Consider the following 13,596-nt stretch of genomic DNA (forward strand, 5'->3'; position numbering starts at 1 on the left):
CGGGCAAACTAAAACTATCGCTCATTTTTCAGCGGCTTCATCAGCGGAGACCACACGTATCAAGGTCTAGCAACTATGGCGGCCAGTTCGCGCATCGATTCGCGTCCTAGCCTGTCTACGTCAGGAAGCACTACGTCTACGTCGAGGCCGTAGCCATCGACGGAGCGATTATCTCCATAGGGATCGCTTCTGCCTAGCGCCATGCGATAGTGCAATCCAGTGTGCGGCAGCACCGAGTAGCCGGGCTGGATCAGCTGGCATAATCCGTAGGTATTTGCTCCCACGACGAGCGTCTGAGGCAGGGAGGCAAGCTCTTCCGTCATCAGTTCGCAATCGGAGCCGCAGCCCGAATTGACCAGCACGATAATGCGCATATCGCTGGGCTTCGGATTAAAGTGGTGCTGCAAGTAAGTCCACCTTGACGGTGTTCTGTCTACACTGCGAGGGCAGTCAGAGGGAAAGGGCTGGGCCATGCGATCCAACCATCTCTGCATTTGTGCATTACCGTTGTCATCTGCATAGCTCCACTTCAGTGCGGCGTAGAGACAGGACGAATTGACTTGAGAGCCGATGCTGTCGAAGCGGATCATCTGGTCTTGGTCGACCCACCCTTTGAGCACATCGAGGCCATAATCGACCTCTCCCCCGCCGTTGTCGCGCAAATCTACGATGAGCACGTGGTCCGAGGGCTTGCGATTCGCCCAGCCCTGACGCGAAACACCGTCGTAGTGGGCGGAATCGAACTCCGGAAGCCGCGCGTACACGATGCCGTCGCCGATGCGTTCGACGCTTGGCCGGACACGACCAAGCGTCTCCTTCCATAGCTCCTTGAGTTTTGACGACCATGGCTTGCCTCGCCGGTCGCCCAGCGGTTGGACCGTAATCCAGTCTCCGCCGCAATGCACCGCTTGCGGAACTCCATAGGAGGTAGGGGTGGCGATGTAGCTGGCGTTTATAAAAGACCTTGCGCCACGCGTCCACAACTGTGCAGTGCGCACGTGTTGGCCTGCATCGTTGGTATTGATGGAAAAGATTCTGTCGCTGCTGCGAATCTCCGTACAGGCAGAGCCAGGTGCACGAGCAAGCAAAGCTGTTTGCGAGCCGTCGGATGTTTGGCGATCGAGCGGAATCTGTGTGTGATTGTCGTGTTGGAATGCCAGGAGCTGATCCATGGGCGCGAACGCGTCGTCCAACGAAATCTCCTCGCTGCCCCTTGCGGCAAGCCGATTGCGCCAATCCCCAAACCAGCGGTCCCAATTCCAACCTAGCGTTACGGCACTATCCCACCCTCCGTAGGCGCGGGCCATCACAGGCTGAAGCACATCCAGATCGGCCAGCAGAAGATCGGCGCGAACGTGACGGGAATGAAGAAGAGACTTTATTCCCGGCTCCGCCCAGGTTGAAGGAAAAAGGAGCGAATGCGAAGTCCAAGGCGGCTGGAATGGATGTTCCTTCAGAAAGCTGCCGTCTTGGAGGGCCAAGCCCATCTGCTGCAGGTGTGCGTCCTCGGCTTTCACTTCCGACATCGTGACGGAGGTATGCACCGGTGATGGGCGATGGGCGGTGCTCTCCACTATTCCAACTAAAGCCAGCAATGCCAAAGCCCCAATCGTAGCGCTCCACCGGAGCATGTATACCCAAAGATTCCGCCTTGATTCATGGGATGCTGGCAATATAGAAGGGCTCCGCAGTCTCAATTCATACAACGGCAATGGTATCTCGTACGTGTGTGCGGCGGTCTCCGAGTAAATCTGCGATTCGATATTTGAGTGGTCAAAGGGGCGAGACCAGACGCCATTTTCGCGGGCTCCGCACACTTACAATCAAGTGGCGCATATCTGGTATTTTTTGATTTACCGAGCCAGCTGGCATAACGCGAGAGGAGGCATCATGAATCAGAGCACGGAGGCGGCAAAGATCCCCATGCGCTTTCAGGAAGCGTGGAACACGCACGACATGGACGCCTTCGGTCGGCTGTTCCATCCCGATGCGACGTTTGTGAATCGGTTTGGGAGCTACTGGCGCGGTGTCAACCAGATCGTCACTGGCCACACTGGTATTCATGCCACGATCTATCGCGATTCAACGCTTGAGAACGACGCGCCTGATGTCGACACAATCGCAGACAACGCGGCGATTCTGCATTTCTGGTCGCGGCTCAGCGCCGGCGATGCGCATCCTGCCGGGCCGCATCAGATCGATACGTTGATCCTGGCCGTGGTGACGCTTCGCGAGGGCGAATGGCGTATTCAGGCGTTGGAGAATGTGACACTGACAAATCCGATGACAGGGGCTGTGCGCCTGCGCTCCTGAGCGCGCGGCGCACAAGCCTGTCCCTCCGCCACCGTCACGCGGCGTCTCCCTCAAGTACCTGCTCCAACTTGCCGACGAAGTTTTTCCATCCATAGCCAGCGCCTTTGTAGGCTGCCTCTTGATCGGGACGGAAACCAGACTGCTCTATGCGAAGGTGTGTGCCGCCCTCACCTGGCGTCAGGGTGAAGAGCACCACGCTCTCAAGTCCCATGGAGTTCCAGGTATACGAGAGCCGTGCCAGCGGTTCGACGATCAGCACTTCGCAGTCGATGATTCCACTCCAGTTCGGCATCGGATCGGCGCGGAACTGGAACGCTTGTCCAACCGAGGGTTTGAAGTCATTGTTCAGGAGCCATTGCGCGAGGAGCGATGGCTCCGTAAGAGCCCGCCATAGTTTTTCGGGCGGGTAGGCGAACACTTTTTCTACAACGACAGTACGAGTATTCTCTGCGGGATTGTTCATGGTTCCATCCTTTCCAAAACTGCTTCAAGACGATCGAATCGCTCGTGCCAGAAGGCACTATAGAGTCGCAGCCAATCCACCATGGGTTCCAACGCTTCGGACTGGGCGCGATAGTGCGTCTCGCGTCCATCGCGACGATGCCGCACCAGCTTTGCCCGTTTGAGCACCGTCAGATGCTTGGAGACGGCAGGCTGAGAGACTCCCGCGAAATGGGTCAAGGCATGGACGGTTTGTTCGCCCTGACGCGTTAGTTCCTCGAAGATAGCCCTTCGGGTTGGATCGGAGAGCGCGCGGAATACGAGATTGGCGGTAGCTGGCTGCACAGACAAACCATAACCATTTGGTTATGGTTTGTCAACGGATTATTTATTGCGCCCAACGGCAGGTAGGGCATGGCCGAACCTGAGATGTTGGGACTTTTCCAGCACGAAGGTCAAGGCTTGAGCGCTTGAGGTAGAGAGGTGCGAAGGCTATGGGTGAGCGCAATTCCCCGGGAAAAACGGGAGGAAGCAGGTTCCTCCCCTTCGCTTTGCTTGAGGGTCGGAATGACAACCAGAAAACAAGAACAGATCCTTCGGCTCAGATAAAACACGGCCATAAATGTCGCGGTTTTGCTATACACCTACAGGAAATTTGCTCTAATCCGGTGGCCTCTGGGTAAACTCGCTGAAGATATGCAAGATCATGGCCTTATTTTTTACTTTCAGAACCAGCCAGTGGGCTTTCTGATCGACCGCACAAAGCCTCTGGTGCCAGGAAAGTATGCCTACATGCCCTTGAGAAGCCTCGGCCATCTCCGATTCCATCAGACTCTCAAAGAAAACAAAAAGGCACGCGTAAGTTTTGCTTTCGATGGGAGTCAGATCGAATTTGAAGTCGTAGCGTGTCCGCAGTACGGCGTACTGGAAGTCGGCAGCATCAATACTTATCCGGCGCATCGGGGCCTGGAGTAAGTGCTGCACCGGGAGGGATGCCGGCACCGTGGACAGACACAGCACCGGCACCCTTCGATGAGGAATACGACCTATGATTTTGCTCGGTTACTCGCCTGCTTTGGCGGCTTCTGCACCGCCGCTCACGAGGATCTTCGATAGTGCGTGGAGGCGGTCGGCGTCTCCCGGTGTTTTGGCTGTGGCAGCGGCTTTTTCGGCTGTCTTCGCATCGGCGTGAAGCTTCTTGGTGTTCTTCGCGTCGATGTCGGCGTTGATGGCCGCGATCTTGTCTGCGTCCAGACTGGTTCCGCGTGCGAGCTGGTCGAGGTACGCCTTCGCGGTGAGGAACGTCATCGGGTAGTCGATGTGCGGCTGGTTCTGGACGTTCAACTCAGGCAGGTAGACCTGGGCCGCTGCGTCGATTTCGTTTTGGGTGAGGTCTTTGGTGGGAACGAGTTTGAGGACGTCTGTACCGCGTGCGATCTCTGAGCCGTAGATGTAGCCGTTGTAGTAGTAGGTGGACCATTGGCCGCCCATCGCGGGACGGCTATCGTCGACCGGGCCGCGGTCGAAGTAACCGATCTCGAAGGGGTGCGAGGGGTCGGTGTAGTCCATGACCGAGACGCCTCCCTGGTACCAGGACTGGACTTCGATGTTGCGTCCGGGGACGGGAATCATCGAGCCGTTATGAGCGACGCAGTTCTCCTTGTCGGTCTGGGGAGCGGGCATCTTGTAGTAGGCGTCGAGTTTCAGCTTCTTGTCCGGGGTGATGGAGAAGATGGCGTCGGCGCCCCAGGCCATGGGGTCGGAGACACGGCAGCGCGGCTGGCCGCCGCCGCCCCACTCATCGGTGAAGAGAACGGTCTTGCCGTCGTTGGAGAAGTTGGCGGAGTGCCAGAAGGCGTAGTTGGGATCGGTGACGGCATCGAGGCGCTTGGGGTGTGCGGGGTCCTTGATGTCCAGCAGGATGCCGTTACCGGAGCACGCGCCGCCGGCCAGGCCAAGCCAGGAGTAGGCGGTGATGTCGTGGCAGCCTCGGGTGGACGAGGTGGTCTGCGTGCCGTCACCGTGGTTGCCGCCCTTCCACAGGCCGTTCATGTCGCCGGTCTGGGGATCGGAGAAGATGCGCGGGCTGGCGATTACCTTGGCCAGCTCAGGATGCGCGACCGGCACCTTGATGATGACGATGGTAAAGAGCGCGGTATCGGGATCCTTGTCGGGATCGCCGCCGGAGCAGCCGCCAAGCTCAGCGGAGGGGCGGACGCCCGCGGAGCCGGAGACATAGATGTAAACGTTGTCCTTGTCCTTCGGGTCGATGACGAGCGTGTGGGTGTGGGAGCCGCGGCAGGTCTGGACGTCAGCCACCTGTTTCGGGTTGTGGATGTCGGAGATGTCGAAGATCCGGACACCCTTCACGCGGTCCGGGCTGGGGGGCGGCTGGCGCGTCCTGAAGGCCCTCATCGCAGCGGCATCGGCTGCGGCGTCGCCGGTCGGAGCCGGTGGTTGAGGTTCGGGGCTTGCGGTGGCGAAGCCCTGGGTGCCGCAGTCCATGCGACCGTTGGCCGCTTCAACCGACATGAAGAGAAGGTTCTTGTAGACCGAGACATCGCCCTGGCCGCCGGGGCAGACCATGGAGGTCAGCAGCGCCATGTGCGTGGGGTCGGAGATGTCATAGATGTTGACGCCGTTGTAGTTGCCGTTGAACAGGTACTTGGCGTTGAAGGCGAGGTCCGAGTTCGTTCCGCCGTAGTTGGCACGAGGGCCGCTGGGGTGCGCTGGGCCAGGTTGGCGAGGAGCGTCGGGATCGACAGGCGGTGGCGGTGGCGTGGCGTCGACGGCCTTGATGGAATCGAGGTCAGGGCCAAAGCCTGCGGGCTTGGGAGTGGTCATCACCAGCTTCATACCGAGGATGGCGGTGTTTGCGTCATAGAGGCCGCCTTTGAGGCCGACGCGAGGATCGTCCGGGCCGGAGCGAGGATTGACGAAGACGCTGGGCGGCTTGGGCGGCATCTTTGCGGTGGGTGGTGTCGCAGAGGCGGTGGTCTGGGCAGCGCAGAAGCTGGTGGCGGACAGGGAAAGAGCCAGCGCCAGGGTGTTGCGGAGGAAGTGCGAGGAAGTACTGCGGATCATTGTCTCTCCTTCAGCATGTGACGCATGATGTCGATTTCAGCCTGTTGTGTGTTGTCGACGTCGCTGGCGAAGTCGAAGAGTTGCGGGTCCTGGCCGGCTCCGGGGTTGGCAAAGAGATCTTTGACCATCTGCAGGGCGCCGGTGTGGTGCTGGATCATTCCGGTAAGAAAGAGGTGGTCGAACTCGGGGCCACTGGCTTTGCGCAGGGTGTCCATCTGGGCGGAGGTCAGCATGCCGGGCATCATGGGCATGCTCATGTCCATGCCCTTCATGTCGCCCTTCATATCCATGCCCGCCATGGGATCGGCGGAGATGGGGAAGCCGCGGTCGGTGAGCCACTGTTTCATCCAGCGCATCTCGTCGCTTTGGGAGACGTCGATTTTCTTGCCGAGCTCCCTCACCTCAGGATCCTTGGTGCGGGTCTTGAGGAGCTCTGTCATTTCGACGGCCTGATTGTGGTGCATGATCATGCCCTGCATGAAATCGACGTCGGCTTTGGACGGTGTCTTGGGAGCTTCGCCGGCAGTTGCGTCGGCGTTGGAGAGGGTCTTGTTGCTGGTGCCGGGAGCGCCGGGCTGGATGATCGCCGGTGCGGAGGGAGGTGCCGGGGTAGTCTGCTGCGACCAGGCAGCCGTGGCACAGAGACAGAAGGCGACTGATCGAAGTGTAAGGAAAGTCGGGTAAGACAACGCTCCTCCAACCATGATGCAAAAGAGAGACTATTTGCAGTAACACCCGGAACTGGGCGGTCAGCAGGAGACTTCCTCTTGCGAGGGGAGAACGGTCTGCCGGCTTTCAGCCTGTGAAAGATCCTGAGTGTAACTGTGGAGAGGGCCGCACAGGCTTTGTGGCCTGCACGGGAAAAAGTGTTTGGCTGAATATAAACGGTTCGGGGATCACAGCGCAATTGGATACGATGATGAACCCGATTCAGCGTAGCCAATTGTTTTTTAAGTTGCTGATGCGCAAACTGAACAGCCAATGCGGAACTTCAAGCAAAGGCTTACGTGCGGATTTCTAGTTCGCGTTGCAGGACACATCTACCACTTGGCGTTGTGGTTGACGCTCGCACTGTGATTCTCCAGGTGTAAGCTATGGACACAATCCCCATCATGAAGCGCCACGTCCTCATCTTCGGTCTCGTCGGCGGCGTCCTCATCGCCACCCTCCAATACACCGAATACCGCTTCGTCGTTATCGAGCACTCCGTCGAGCTCTACAGCGCGCTCGTCGCCATCCTCTTTGCGGCCTTCGGCATCTGGCTTGGCTTCCGCATCACGCGCAATCGCGAAACCATCCGCGAAACGGTCGTGGTGAGGGAGGTGCTTGTCCCTGCGGAAGCTCCGGCTCCCGAACCCTTCGCTCCCAATACGGCCCAGCAGCAGACCCTCGGCATTACGGCACGCGAGCTCGAAACCCTCACCCTGATCGCCCGCGGCTTCAGCAATCGCGAGATCGCCACGCAGCTCTTCGTCTCCGAAAACACCGTCAAGACACACTGTGCCCGCGCCTTCGACAAGCTTGGAGCCGCCCGCCGCACCCAGGCCGTCCAGCGCGGCAAAGAACTAGGCCTCCTGCCGTGACCGCGTCACCCGAAAGCACGATTTTCGCTCCATCCCTGCAAAATCATCCGAAAGGGTGACGACATTCGGCCCTGTTCTACCGCATCGTGACTGCATCCTCATTCGCTCCAGGAGCCTCACATGAAGAAAACAGTCCTCATCTTCGGCCTCATCTCCGGCCTCATCATCTCCGTCCTTATGGACGGCTCGGTTCTCCTTGCCGACAAGATCGGCTCCGGCCACAGCCTGCTTCTCGGCTACGCCAACATGGTGGCGTCGTTCCTGCTGGTCTACTTCGGCATCCGCAGCTATCGCGACAACACCCTGGCCGGCCAAATCTCCTTCGGCCGCGCCTTCGCCTGCGGCATCCTCATCACTCTCATCACCACCGTTTGCTACGTCGCCACGTGGGAGGTCCTCTACTTCAACTTCATGCCCCACTTCATGGACAGCTACTTCGCCGCGCAGATTCACAAGGTCCAGTCCTCCGGGCTTGACCCCGCCACCACCGCCGCGAGGGTCGCAGCCATCCAGCACTCTCAGCAGCTCTACCAGAACCCCTTCGTCAACATGGCCTACACCGCTATGGAGCCCCTGCCCGTCGGCCTTATCATCACTCTCCTCTCTGCTGCGATCCTTCGCCGCAGAGCCCCTGTCGAACCGACGGCAACTTCCGCAGTCATGACCCCATAGATCAATAAATCAAAGGCGGGAAATCAAAAGGCTGGGGCGTAGGCCCCGATCTTCCGTCTTCCACCCCAAACACATCGTTCTCATAGGAGGCAGCATGGCTTCAATCACTGGCTTTGGCGGTATCTTTTTGCGAGCGGATGATCCAAAGGCTCTGTATCAATGGTACGAGCGGCATCTCGGCCTGGTGAAGTCCGAGGGAGCATTCGGGTTTCCCGCCCCGACGCAACACCCTCAGGTCGTCTTCTCCTTTTTCAAACAAGACAATGCCTACTTTCCGCCGCCACAGAAAGCGATGATCAATCTGCAGGTGGATGATCTGGATGGTGTGCTGGACCGTTTGATCGAGGAAGGCGTCACGGTCGATCCCAAACGCGAGAGCTATGACTTTGGAAAGTTCGGCTGGATCACCGACCCGGAAGGAAATCGTGTCGAGCTTTGGCAGCCGAGCCCAACTGAATGATGCGGATCTCGCCTCGGCCTAGTCACCGCCGAGCGAGACCCGCGATTGCCAGTCAGGATTCGACTTACTCAACTTTCTCGAATCCGGTTTCCATAGTTACTCTGGTTCCGGTGACTGTGCCCTGGATGTGAGCGAGAAGGGTGCCCGACTCGTCCCACTGATCGATGGTGAATTTTCCCGAGGTGGCATTCCCTTTCTCATCAAGAGTTAGCCATTGCTGAATGCGGGCGGGACCGACCAGGTTGACTCCTGTGGAGTCGTAGGAGACGCCAAAGTGGTTCAACTGATAAGACCGCGCGCCAGTTCTTTTCCATTCGCCGAGGCAAACGTCGCCGGTCAGGGGTGAGCGCAGACCAGAGACGTTGATCTCGGTGCCGTCACTGTGCCACTGAGCGTAGCCAGCGTCAATCTCGGTGCCGTCCGGGATCCCACTACTGCCCTCGGAGATCCAATGCTCTTTCCAGGTCCCGACGATTGTGGTGGCCTCATCCTCACCGGGAAACGACGCCCGCAAGAGGTACGGCGAACTGAACTGATGCTGCGAACTTGCATTGAATGACGCGGGACGATACTGGCCGCACCCGGCATGTGCGTAGGGAACAAGCACAGTTGCAAACGCCAGCGCGCTCAGCACCGGCACGATTTTCATAGTTATTGCTTTCATCACTTCCTCCTCAGCCGGGAATCTGCCGGCTCGAGTCAGATGAGACGCGAGTCCGACTTCGGGAACAATGGAGGAAGGTAAATTCAGAGGTGAAGAAAGGTGAAGACCTAAGTAATTCAATCTAAATGGGTACCGTTCGCGCTGATTTGCATGAATGCTATACTTCATGCCTCATTGGAGGAAGCAGGTGTCCTTTGCCGTCTATCAGTTCGGCGAATTCCGCCTTGATTGCGGCAGATTTGAGCTTAGCCAAGCAGGTCGCAGGCTCAAACTCGAGCGGAAACCTCTCGAACTCCTCGTCCTCCTGGTCACCAAGCATGGCCAGATCGTTACCCGTGATGAGATCGCCAAGTGCCTGTGGGAGCAGGAAGTCTTCGTCGACATCGAACACGGAATCAACACGGCAATCCGCAAAATTCGCCAGACCCTGGGGGATGGCCCCGACCTGCCGCAGTTTGTGCAGACAATCTCCGGATCTGGTTACCGGTTCATCGCGACCGTTACGGCGGTTGAGCCAGAGGTTACCGAGCCGACCCAATCTCCTGATGTTCCGATCGAGCCTCCTGCTCGGCCGGAGATCTTCGCTGCGCCCTCCATCCCGTCGACTGTTCGACCCCGGCAAAGATTCTGGCTGGTCGCCGTCCTGTGTGCCTTCGTTCTCATCGCAATTGCGATACTCACCGTCGGCCCTCATCCATTCGCTGCCCGCTTCCTCCATCGACCAGGTCGCTCCACCATCGGCTCGCTTGCCGTGCTGCCTCTCCAAAACCTCTCCGGCGACCCCTCCCAGGAGTACTTTGCCGACGGCATGACAGACGAGCTCATCACTGAGCTTGCCCGCATTCCCAACCTTCGCGTTGTCTCCCGCACCTCCGTGATGGCCAGCAAGGACTCCCACCGCTCGCTTGCCGACATCGTCCGCCAACTCGACGTCGACGCCATTGTCGAAGGCTCCATCGTCCGCTCCGGGGACCGCATCCGCATCACCGCCCAGCTCATAGACGCTCGCACCGACCGCCACCTCTGGGCGCAGTCCTTCGAAGGCCCTGCCTCCGACGTTCTTTCCCTCCAGGACAGTGTTGCCCAGCAGATCGCCACCCAGGCCCGCTTTGTCCTCGCCGCTCCCGCGCCGCGCACGCCCGTCAACCCCGCCGCGTACGACGCCTATCTCCGCGGTCGCTACTTCCTCAATAAGCAGGACCTCTCTCACAGCCTCGAGTCGTTTCAGCAGGCCATGGCCCTGGACCCCACCTACGCCTCCGCCTACGCCAGCTACGCCTCAGCGCTCGATGCCGCCACTACCTTCGGCATCGGTACACCCGAACAGGTCATGCCCAAAGCCATCGCCGCCGCCCAGCGCGCCATCCAGCTCGACCCGCAGAACGGCGAGGCCTACACGGCGCTCGGTAGCGTCCAAACCATCTACCAGTGGGACTGGACGGCAGCCGAACAGAACCTCACCCGCGGCATCTCCCTCAATCCCAACGACTCGATTGCCGAGTTCAAGTACGCTGTTTACCTCGACGCCGTAGGCCGTCCGCAGGATGCCGTCACTCACATGCGCCGCGCTCTTCAGCTCGATCCGCTATCTTTCCTCGTCAACCGCCGGTTGGGCGCTACTCTCTACCTTGCCCGCCAGTACGATGCCGCACTCGCTCAAATACAGCGCGCCGCCGAGATGGAACAACGGCCCGCCTCCATCGACAACTACATGAGTCTCATCTACGAGCAGAAGGGCGATCACGACCAGGCCGTGCAGCATGATCTGACAGCGCTGCACGAGGGACAGCCACAGCTCGACATCGCCGCTCTTCTTGGTGTGTATCGGCAGTACGGATGGCAGTCCTATTGGCGCGCGCGCACCCGCGGTCTCCTCACCACCACAGCCCACCCTTGCACCGCTTACGAGATCGGCATCGATGATCTTCGCATCAACCAACTCGACCATGCCTTCGAATCGTTCCAACACGCGCTCGACAGCCACTGCTTCTACATGGCACTCATCCGCGTGGACCCACTATTCGATTCCGTCCGCCACGATTCCCGCTATGCCGCTCTCCTGACACGCATGCATCAGTAGACGAACCGCGCCTTGAGATTGCTGCCGCTAAACGGGCCCCAGTCCCGCAATCTGGCGCACGGGTATCGATTGCTACGCCGAAATTGTTCAAGATAAGCGATCGTCAGATCACCTTCGCAATACGTACTACTGCAAAGGCTCATACGTTACATACGCAAAGCGCATCGAGTCGGGAGCCCATGAGTTCACATTCATGCTGCCCTGTCCGCCCGACGCTTCTACCAGCACCTTCTGTGACTTCGAGACCTTGTTGTTGTGGATGTCCACCAGCTTGAAGACGATATGCACATTGCGCGGATCGTGAGTCGTCACGTCGGCCGGATAAGCAATGTAAACCAGCCTTTTGCCATCCGGCGAGATGTGCGGGAACCAGTCCTGCATCGAGTCGCTCACGATCCTCTCGGCCTTCGCGTCGTTCTCTCCTGCTCCGGTCGCCGGGAAGCGCCAGACCTCTTCCTTGTCGGACCTGTTGGAGTTGATATAAATCCACTTGCCGTCAGGAGAATAGTCCGGGCCATCGTCCTGTCCGGGGCTTGAGGTCAGTCGGGTCTCTTCACCGCCCGTCGCAGGCTGCCCGTAGATATCGTACTGCTTGCCGCCCACCGGCCGTTGCGCCACGTACGCGATGGTCTTGCTGTCAGGCGACCAGCCGTGGAAGTAGCTCGGCGACACGTTCGTCATCTGCTTCACTTCACTGCCATCGGCATGGGCGAGATATACCTCCGACCCATGCTCTTCGCCCTGCGACGCCGAAAAGGCCAGCCACTTGCCATCCGGCGAAAGAGCTTTGTCATTGTTGCAGTGATAGTCCTCGGGAATCTTCAACTTCTCCGACTCTTCTACCGTGCCGTCATTCTTGAAGTTCAGCTTATGAATCATGCCACCCGAGTTCGAGATCAGATACTTGCCATCAGGAGACCAATTGGGAGCCTCCCAGATGGTGTCGGCGGTAAAAATGAGCTTTGACGAGTGTGTGCGCAGGTCGTAGACATAGATGCGGCTGCGCATAGGTGCTTCCGCCCCATGAGCCATCGAAGCGAAAGCAAGTGAAAACGTGGCAGTAGCCGCCAGCCTTGAGACAAACTTCATCATCATCAGATCCTTTTCGTTGAATTCCAGTTATTCGACCTTGCCTGCTTTGTTGACGAGCAGCACGTGAGAGAAGACTCCCGTGTCAGGCGTGGTTGGGAGATGCGAACAGAAGCCAATGCCAACATAAAACGGTGCGTCAAAGTGGATTGTCAGCGGAGGACCGAGCGGGTGCATCGGCTCACCCTTGATCGACGCGTAAATCGTGACCTCATCGCCCTTCTTCTCGATTCCTATCCGCTGCGCGATCACTTGGTTGAGCGTACCTCCGAAGCGATATTGCATGTCGCTCATCTGCGCGCCTTTTTCCGGACGGCCGGCCAGGTGAATCATGCCGGTGCCGTGCATGCCCAGCATGGCTTCCTTCGAGTCGTCCTCAAGTGTCTGCCGGATCATCAGCACGACCTTGCGATCGCCGTAACCCTCTGTCTTCGGAAAACTGGTACTCGCCGCAAGAGACACATCGCCGGACAGCTTTTTGAAGAGAAAATGGAACTCGTCCCGCTGGTACCAGATGTTGTATCCGGCCGAGGTCACCGTGTATTGCCCGCTGGATTGGTCAAATTGGCCGCTGCCTGCCACAAGCGCGCCACCCACGTCTGCCTGCCCATCGAAGATGCCCAGGGGCGTATTGTCGATCCGGCTGGGGCGGTGAAAATCGGCAGGCGGAGGCACCTGCTTATGCGTCGCCGAGCCGGGCAGCGCCCAGTCAGGTACCTGCGGCTGCTGTGCGATGGACAGAAGGCTGAGTGGTCCAAGGAGTAATGCATACGCAGCACGAAAAGCATTTTTTCTCATCGAAGAGCACTCTAGCAGATGGTGGTGAGAAGTTGCCACGAATCTGCACACACTACGGATCGACGGTCAAGCGATTTCTTTCAAGTACGCCGGGCCAGACATCGGCGTGACAGCGAATGTATTCGGCTTCGCCCTTTTCCAACAAGACAATGCCTACTTCCCGCAGCCGCAGAAAGCGATGATCAATCTGCAGGTGGACGACCTGGATGGTGTGCTGGATCGTTTGATCGAGGAAGGCGTCACGGTCGATCCAAAGCGCGAAGGCTATGACTTCGGAAAGTTCGGCTGGATCACCGACCCGGAAGGAAATCGTGTCGAGCTTTGGCAGTCTGTCGCGACGGAATGATGCCGAGTCGACCCAGATGATCCTCATAAATAGGGGTTCAATCCACAACTGATGCGAAGGGCGTCT

15 protein-coding genes are annotated in these 13,596 nt (G+C 58.6%); 7 read left to right on the top strand and 8 right to left on the bottom strand.

Translation table 11 applies throughout. The features are described from left to right. Positions 1-59: 59 nt before the first annotated feature. Positions 60-1,526 carry a S41 family peptidase gene (locus ACIX8_RS05400; RefSeq protein WP_190273747.1) on the bottom strand — a complete coding sequence of 489 codons (1,467 nt, stop codon included), beginning with the start codon at positions 1,524-1,526 and terminating at the stop codon, positions 60-62. 364 nt (positions 1,527-1,890) lie between these two features. On the opposite strand from ACIX8_RS05400, the gene ACIX8_RS05405 reads away from it, so the two are divergent. After that, complete coding sequence (locus ACIX8_RS05405) at positions 1,891-2,313, top strand: SgcJ/EcaC family oxidoreductase (protein WP_014264317.1); 423 nt, start codon at positions 1,891-1,893, stop codon at positions 2,311-2,313. A gap of 34 nt (positions 2,314-2,347) precedes the next feature. Here ACIX8_RS05405 and ACIX8_RS05410 read toward each other — a convergent pair whose 3' ends face one another. Beyond that, on the bottom strand, positions 2,348-2,776 hold the full coding sequence (locus ACIX8_RS05410) for an SRPBCC family protein (RefSeq protein ID WP_014264318.1): 429 nt from the start codon (positions 2,774-2,776) through the stop codon (positions 2,348-2,350). Continuing rightward, positions 2,773-3,099, bottom strand: coding sequence for an ArsR/SmtB family transcription factor (locus ACIX8_RS05415; RefSeq protein WP_014264319.1), 327 nt, complete (start codon positions 3,097-3,099; stop codon positions 2,773-2,775). The genes ACIX8_RS05410 and ACIX8_RS05415 overlap by 4 nt, the downstream gene beginning before the upstream one ends. Positions 3,100-3,546: 447 nt before the next feature. On the opposite strand from ACIX8_RS05415, the gene ACIX8_RS25540 reads away from it, so the two are divergent. Further along, positions 3,547-3,729 carry a hypothetical protein gene (locus ACIX8_RS25540; protein WP_150110500.1) on the top strand — a complete coding sequence of 61 codons (183 nt, stop codon included), beginning with the start codon at positions 3,547-3,549 and terminating at the stop codon, positions 3,727-3,729. Between the two features lie 87 nt (positions 3,730-3,816). Here ACIX8_RS25540 and ACIX8_RS05425 read toward each other — a convergent pair whose 3' ends face one another. After that, positions 3,817-5,838 carry an LVIVD repeat-containing protein gene (locus ACIX8_RS05425; RefSeq protein ID WP_014264321.1) on the bottom strand — a complete coding sequence of 674 codons (2,022 nt, stop codon included), beginning with the start codon at positions 5,836-5,838 and terminating at the stop codon, positions 3,817-3,819. After that, positions 5,835-6,527 carry a DUF305 domain-containing protein gene (locus ACIX8_RS05430; protein WP_014264322.1) on the bottom strand — a complete coding sequence of 231 codons (693 nt, stop codon included), beginning with the start codon at positions 6,525-6,527 and terminating at the stop codon, positions 5,835-5,837. The genes ACIX8_RS05425 and ACIX8_RS05430 overlap by 4 nt, the downstream gene beginning before the upstream one ends. A 405-nt stretch (positions 6,528-6,932) precedes the next feature. On the opposite strand from ACIX8_RS05430, the gene ACIX8_RS26390 reads away from it, so the two are divergent. The 3 genes from ACIX8_RS26390 (at position 6,933) to ACIX8_RS05445 (ending at position 8,553) form a co-directional block, all read left to right on the top strand. Further along, positions 6,933-7,421: a LuxR C-terminal-related transcriptional regulator gene (locus ACIX8_RS26390; RefSeq protein WP_014264323.1), complete on the top strand. Its 489-nt coding sequence runs from the start codon at positions 6,933-6,935 to the stop codon at positions 7,419-7,421. Positions 7,422-7,541: 120 nt separating this feature from the next. Then, positions 7,542-8,093, top strand: coding sequence for a DUF4199 domain-containing protein (locus ACIX8_RS05440; RefSeq protein WP_014264324.1), 552 nt, complete (start codon positions 7,542-7,544; stop codon positions 8,091-8,093). A 94-nt stretch (positions 8,094-8,187) separates the two neighbouring features. Then, positions 8,188-8,553, top strand: a complete 366-nt coding sequence (locus ACIX8_RS05445; protein WP_014264325.1) for a VOC family protein — start codon at positions 8,188-8,190, stop codon at positions 8,551-8,553. Positions 8,554-8,617: 64 nt separating this feature from the next. Here the strand turns inward: ACIX8_RS05445 and ACIX8_RS05450 are convergent, their stop codons facing one another. Continuing rightward, positions 8,618-9,217 (bottom strand): hypothetical protein, encoded by a 600-nt coding sequence (locus tag ACIX8_RS05450; RefSeq protein WP_014264326.1) that lies wholly within the window; start codon positions 9,215-9,217, stop codon positions 8,618-8,620. 187 nt (positions 9,218-9,404) lie between these two features. Between ACIX8_RS05450 and ACIX8_RS24365 the strand changes: the two genes are divergently transcribed. After that, positions 9,405-11,297 carry a winged helix-turn-helix domain-containing tetratricopeptide repeat protein gene (locus ACIX8_RS24365; RefSeq protein ID WP_014264327.1) on the top strand — a complete coding sequence of 631 codons (1,893 nt, stop codon included), beginning with the start codon at positions 9,405-9,407 and terminating at the stop codon, positions 11,295-11,297. A 126-nt stretch (positions 11,298-11,423) separates the two neighbouring features. On the opposite strand, the gene ACIX8_RS05460 is transcribed toward ACIX8_RS24365, so the two are convergent. Further along, on the bottom strand, positions 11,424-12,392 hold the full coding sequence (locus tag ACIX8_RS05460; RefSeq protein ID WP_014264328.1) for a TolB family protein: 969 nt from the start codon (positions 12,390-12,392) through the stop codon (positions 11,424-11,426). Positions 12,393-12,416: 24 nt separating this feature from the next. Next, complete coding sequence (locus tag ACIX8_RS05465) at positions 12,417-13,184, bottom strand: hypothetical protein (protein WP_014264329.1); 768 nt, start codon at positions 13,182-13,184, stop codon at positions 12,417-12,419. A 106-nt stretch (positions 13,185-13,290) separates the two neighbouring features. Between ACIX8_RS05465 and ACIX8_RS25845 the strand changes: the two genes are divergently transcribed. Then, entirely contained in the window at positions 13,291-13,530 is a 240-nt protein-coding gene (locus ACIX8_RS25845; protein ID WP_052310568.1) for a VOC family protein, read from the top strand. The last annotated feature ends 66 nt before the right edge of the window (positions 13,531-13,596 follow it).

This window comes from Granulicella mallensis MP5ACTX8 (assembly GCF_000178955.2).
Taxonomy (GTDB): Bacteria; Acidobacteriota; Terriglobia; order Terriglobales; family Acidobacteriaceae; genus Granulicella; species Granulicella mallensis.